General features: G+C 61.7%; 4 protein-coding genes and 1 pseudogene. 3 read left to right on the forward strand and 2 right to left on the reverse strand.

From position 1 onward, the window contains the following. Positions 1 to 120: 120 nt before the first annotated feature. Both K728_RS0108770 and K728_RS0108775 read left to right on the forward strand, forming a co-directional pair. Positions 121 to 1,560, forward strand: coding sequence for an IS1380 family transposase (locus tag K728_RS0108770; RefSeq protein ID WP_024476452.1), 1,440 nt, complete (start codon positions 121 to 123; stop codon positions 1,558 to 1,560). 179 nt (positions 1,561 to 1,739) lie between these two features. Beyond that, positions 1,740 to 2,633, forward strand: coding sequence for an IS110 family transposase (locus K728_RS0108775; protein WP_035747681.1), 894 nt, complete (start codon positions 1,740 to 1,742; stop codon positions 2,631 to 2,633). A 20-nt stretch (positions 2,634 to 2,653) separates the two neighbouring features. Here the strand turns inward: K728_RS0108775 and K728_RS0108780 are convergent. Beyond that, positions 2,654 to 2,932: pseudogene (locus tag K728_RS0108780) on the reverse strand (IS3 family transposase); the annotation flags it as partial. Positions 2,933 to 3,149: 217 nt separating this feature from the next. Between K728_RS0108780 and K728_RS0108785 the strand changes: the two are divergent. Then, positions 3,150 to 3,830 (forward strand): ATP-binding protein, encoded by a 681-nt coding sequence (locus K728_RS0108785; protein ID WP_051317654.1) that lies wholly within the window; start codon positions 3,150 to 3,152, stop codon positions 3,828 to 3,830. Here K728_RS0108785 and K728_RS0108790 read toward each other — a convergent pair. Beyond that, a protein-coding gene (locus tag K728_RS0108790) for an IS3 family transposase (protein WP_237742116.1) occupies positions 3,809 to 5,065 on the reverse strand; the annotation gives its coding sequence in 2 pieces (ribosomal slippage) (positions 3,809 to 4,770 and positions 4,770 to 5,065; 1,258 coding nt annotated over the 2 pieces). This gene is flagged as partial in the annotation. The two genes, K728_RS0108785 and K728_RS0108790, sit on opposite strands and share 22 nt — an antisense overlap.

Below are 5,065 nucleotides of genomic sequence, written 5' to 3' on the forward strand. Positions count from 1 at the left end.
CCCGGGGTTTTCATGAGGGTGGGGCCCGTCGGGTGTGTTAAAGCGACGAAAGGTGCTTCTGGGCTGGGAAAATAGTGTTGTTGACGCACTGTTCCACCGGCTGAAAGAAGCACCTTTCTGATGTCTAAGATTACCGGAGTTTTCCCGTCTCTTCCTGTCGCCACGACGGAGCAGTCGCTGGTCTCCCACGCGGGGCTGAACGTGGTGACATCTCTGATCGACGCGCTCGGTTTCCGGGGCTTGTGCGAGGACCGGTTAGGCCAGTTCGTTCCCGCCGGGGCCCGGCATCGGCCCGGCACGATCCTGGGATCCTTGGCGGTCATGCTCGCCGGCGGCGGGGAACACGTCTCGGATCTGGATATCCTACGCTCTGGTGCCGGCGTCTTCGGGAACGTGGCCTCGAACGCGACCGTCTCACGGTTCTTCGACCGGGTTGCGGCTGGTCCGGACGTCTTCGGCTACGGCTTCGCCACGTTGACTCGCCAGCTGCGTTCACGGGCATGGGACGCTGCCGGGGACCGGAACCCGGCACTGCGGGCGACCGTCCTGGAGCCCCTGATCCTGGACCTTGATGCCACGCTCGTGGCCTCCCACAGCGACAAGGAACAGGCCGTGGGCACCTATAAGGGCGGGTATGGTTTCGCCCCTTTCATCGCCAGCGTCGATTACGGTACGGGCAACGGGACCGGGGAGATCCTGGCCGCGTTGATGCGTCCAGGCAACGCCGGAGCCAACAGTGCCCAAGACCACATCGAGGTGTTCACCCAGGCCATCGGACAGCTCCCCGACAGTTTCTACGACGGCCACGGTGAGCTCATCGGGGACAAGGTGCTGGTGCGCACCGACAGCGCCGGGGCGTCACGGAAGTTCCTGCATCACCTGGCGTCGTTAGGTGTCCAGTTCACGGTGTCCTACCCGGTGCCGGTCACCAAGGCCCACATGGTCGCCTGGATCAACGACAAAGCGCATTGGCAGCCGGCCCTGGACCAGAACGGTAAGGAACGCACCGATGCGTGGGTCATCAACGCCACCGAGATTTTCGGGCTCACCGATTACCCGGTCGGGACGAACCTGTTCCTACGCGCCGAGCCCCTTCACCCCGGGGCGCAGGCAACGCTGCTCGATGTTGACGGACACAGAATCACGGCCTTTCTGACGAACTCGCCGCGCTGGCACGGGCCCACCCTTGATGCCCGGCACCGGGCCCGGGGACGGTGTGAGAACCGGATCAAAACGCTGAAGAACACTGGGCTCGGGAAACTGCCGTTCTATGATTTCCACGCCAATCAGGCCTGGGCTGACATTGCCGCCCTGGCCATGAATCTAGTGTCCTGGCTGCAACTGGCCATCCTGCCGGCCGGGCATACAGCCCGCGGCTGGGACATCAAACGGTGGCGGTACCGGCTCTTCGCGACCGCCGGAAAACTCATCACTAGGGCCCGGCGGACCCAGCTGCTGATCCCCGGCAACGCGCCGGAAACCGGCACGATCACCACCCTCCTGACCGCCATTACCGAGCTCAAGCACAGCCTCCGACAACCGAGCCCGCGCCTGGCCTGAAAGCCGGACGGCCAGCCCTGCAACCACCGAAACACCCGATCGGAGACGTGGAACCCGACGCCCAGCCAGCGACCACAGGCCCCGCCAACACGCCCAAAACAAGAAAATCCCACCGGACGCGAACTAGCCCATGACCTGGCCGCGAACCCGGCCATCATGAAAAATCCGGGCTAGCGTGGATCCGTCGCCGCACCGGCGGAGAACCCGTCTTCGCAGCCGTCGAGGGAACATCGTCCTACGGGGCCCGCCTTACACAGATGCTGCAAACGGAAGGCATCGACGTGGGCGAGGTGAGGCCTCCGTCGAGGTCTTCACGGGCTCTGACTGGCAAGTCAGATCCGATCGACGCTGAAGCAGCTGCCCGGTCCGTCCTTGGTCGCCAACGCGACCACGTGATCACACCCCGCGCCGCAGGAACCCGGAGCGCATTGCGGATACTTCTCGCCGCCCGATCCCTCCTCGATCAGCAGCGCACCGCGAATCGGAACGCCCTGACAGCGCTGCTACGTAGCACCGACCTGGGCGTCGACGTCCGCGCATCGCTGCGGGAAACGCAGATTACAGCGATTGCGGCTTGGCGGACCACCCAAGCCGTGGACACTTTGGTGCGGATCACCCGACTCGAGGCTAAACGTATGGCTATGGCAATCAAGAACCTCACTGAACAGCTCACCCAGAACCACAAAGCGCTAGCGCAGCTGGCCGAGGAACTGGCACCGGGGCTTCAAACCATCCCCGGGGTAGGGCCGGTAACCGCAGCCATCATCATCTGCGCCTACTCCCACCACGGGCGGATCCGTTCAGAAGCGGCCTTCGCAGCGTTAGGCGGCGTCGCTCCGCGCCCAGCCTCTTCCGGGAACACCACCCGCCACCGGCTCAACCGCTCCGGCGACCGTCAACTCAACCGGGCCTTCGACGTCATCGTCCGAACCCGGATGAGCTTCGACACCGCCACCAAGGACTACGTCGCACGCAGCCGTGCCGCGGGGAAGACCAACAGGGAAATCCGCCGCAATCTCAAACGCTACGTGTGTCGTTCAATCTTCCGCCAACTCCAGACCATCACGGCTTGACTAAACCCATAGAAGAGTCATTTTGGGTTGATGTCACGCGCCAAATACGCGGCAGCCCGGCGCAGCACCTCATTCTCCTGCTCCAACAACCGGTTCCGCTTCCTCAAGTCCCGCATCTCGGCCGAGTCATCCGCTGCCCAGGTTACCCCGGTTTCCTTCCGATCCGCGATAGCGAGCCAGCGCTTCAACGTCGTGACTGAAAGCCCGAAATCCTTAGCGATCTGCGCCAACGGCGCCTCACCCTTACGGGCCACATCAATAACATCCTGGCGGAACTCCGCCCCATAAGCCGTCGGCATGGTCAACATCCTTCCACGAGCATCAGCTCGCTAGGTCAAGGAGTCAACAAAACCAGGGGCAGTCCCAAGTTCTCAAGACGATAAGTCGTCGTGCTCCTGAGGCAAATCTACAAAGATATAAGCAGTTATACAGTCGAAGCTAGAACTAGGTATAATTTCCTACATGCACTTGGAGCTCAATCCGTATAACCCAGGATCCGGACTGCCTCCGCGGGTGATGGGAGGCCGACAAAAAGAGATTGACGCGTTCGACCTCATCGTAGCGCGAACGAAACGAGACCTCCCGAACCGGGGAATGGTCCTGTCGGGCCTCCGAGGGGTCGGGAAGACAGTGCTCCTAAATTACCTCCGATCTCACGCGGATAACCACGGCTGGTTCACCATCTGGCTTGAAGGCAAGCCCGAAGCGCAAGGCTTCACCGAAGTACGAGAGAAGTTCGCGCGAGAACTTACCTCCGCCGCCCGGCGGTACAACGGCCCCTCGAGGAAGACTCGGCTACGCGAAGCTATTGGGACAATCCAGTCCTTCAACATCGCACTCGGAGTCCCAGGCATTAAAGCTGATATCGGCATGACCTCTGACCGGGCCAACTCAGGCACTATCGACATTGATCTCGAAGAACTTGTTGAGGATGTCTCGCTCGCTTTGAAGGCCGACAAAAGCGCTTTTGCGATCTTCATCGACGAAATGCAGGACCTCGATCAGGAACTGCTCACAGCACTCATCACTGTCCAGCACGCAGCCGGCCAGCGCGGATGGCCGTTCTACATCATCGGCGCAGGCCTACCCAACCTCCCCACCACACTGAGTGAAGCCCGGACCTACTCTGAAAGATTGTTCACCTTGAACCGCCCTGGGTTTGATGGAGACTCACGCTATTTGATTTCTACCAGCTGAGTATCGTTGGTTTTGCCAGCATAGAAGGTTTGCTCGAATTCTGCGGGCGGAATGTCGCCGAGGTAGCCATGCAGACGTTCGGTGTTGTGCCAGTGAACCCATCCCAGAGTCGCTAGCTCAAGGTCCTCAACCGTCTTCCAAGGGTCAGGCCGGGCGGGGCCTCGGACGAGTTCGGTCTTGTAATAGCCATTCACGGTCTCTGCCAGCGCATTGTCATAGCTGTCGCCAACGGTCCCGATCGATGGTGTCGCACCAATCTCAGCGAGACGTTCGCCGTAGCGAATTGACGTGAATTGACTGCCCGCATCGCTGTGACAGCGCAGGTCATCGTGGTGGGTGCCCCTGCCCCACCGTGCCATCTCGATCGCGTCGAGGACCATCTCGGTGCGCATGTGCGAAGCGCACCGCCACCCGACGATCATCCGGCTGAACACGTCAATGATGAAGCAGACATACGCGACACCAGCCCACGTCGGAACGAAGGTCAGATCGGTCACCCAAAGCCGGTTCGGGGCCACCGCGGTGAACTCACGGTTCACCAAGTCCGGGTGCCTCCTCCCGGCTGGATCTGGGCGCGTCGTCTTCACACGCTTTGAACGCCTCGCACCTTCGATGCCGGCGGCGCGCATCAGCCTGCCAGTCTGGTCCCGGCCGATGTCGATCCCGGCGCGACGGGCTGCTTTCCAGAGTTTGCGGACCCCGTAGACACGATAATTGTCTTCCCACAGTCTGATCAGATCCGGGGTCAGGACTGCATCGCTGACAGCTCGCGCCGATGGTGCGCGGTTCTTCGTGGCGTAATAAGTGCTCGGAGCCACCTGCAGCAGCGTACAGATAGGCTCGACTCCGAGCCGTCGTCCCTCGACAACGTCATCCTTGTTCGCGTCGATGAACGAGACTATTTCCGATATTGGCGGTCGAGCTCCGCCCCGAAGAAACTCGCGGCCCGCTTAAGGATTTCATTCGCCCGACGCAGCTCACGGTTTTCCTGCTCAAGCTCACGCACCCGCCTGGCCTCCGAGGTACTCACCCCTGGGCTCTGGCCATCATCAACATCCGCCTGCCGCACCCACGCCCGCACCGACTCAGTACCGTATCCCAGCTGCGACGCGACCCGCTGCACCGTTCCATGCTCGGTCCCCAGCTCCGCCCGCAAAGTCCGCACCATCCGGACTGCAGCAGCTTTCTCCTCCGGCGAATACCGACGTGCCGTCGACTTCCCAGATCCCTGACTC

Origin of the sequence: Arthrobacter sp. CAL618 (assembly GCF_000468215.1) — a bacterium.
Lineage (GTDB): Bacteria > Actinomycetota > Actinomycetes > Actinomycetales > Micrococcaceae > Arthrobacter_D.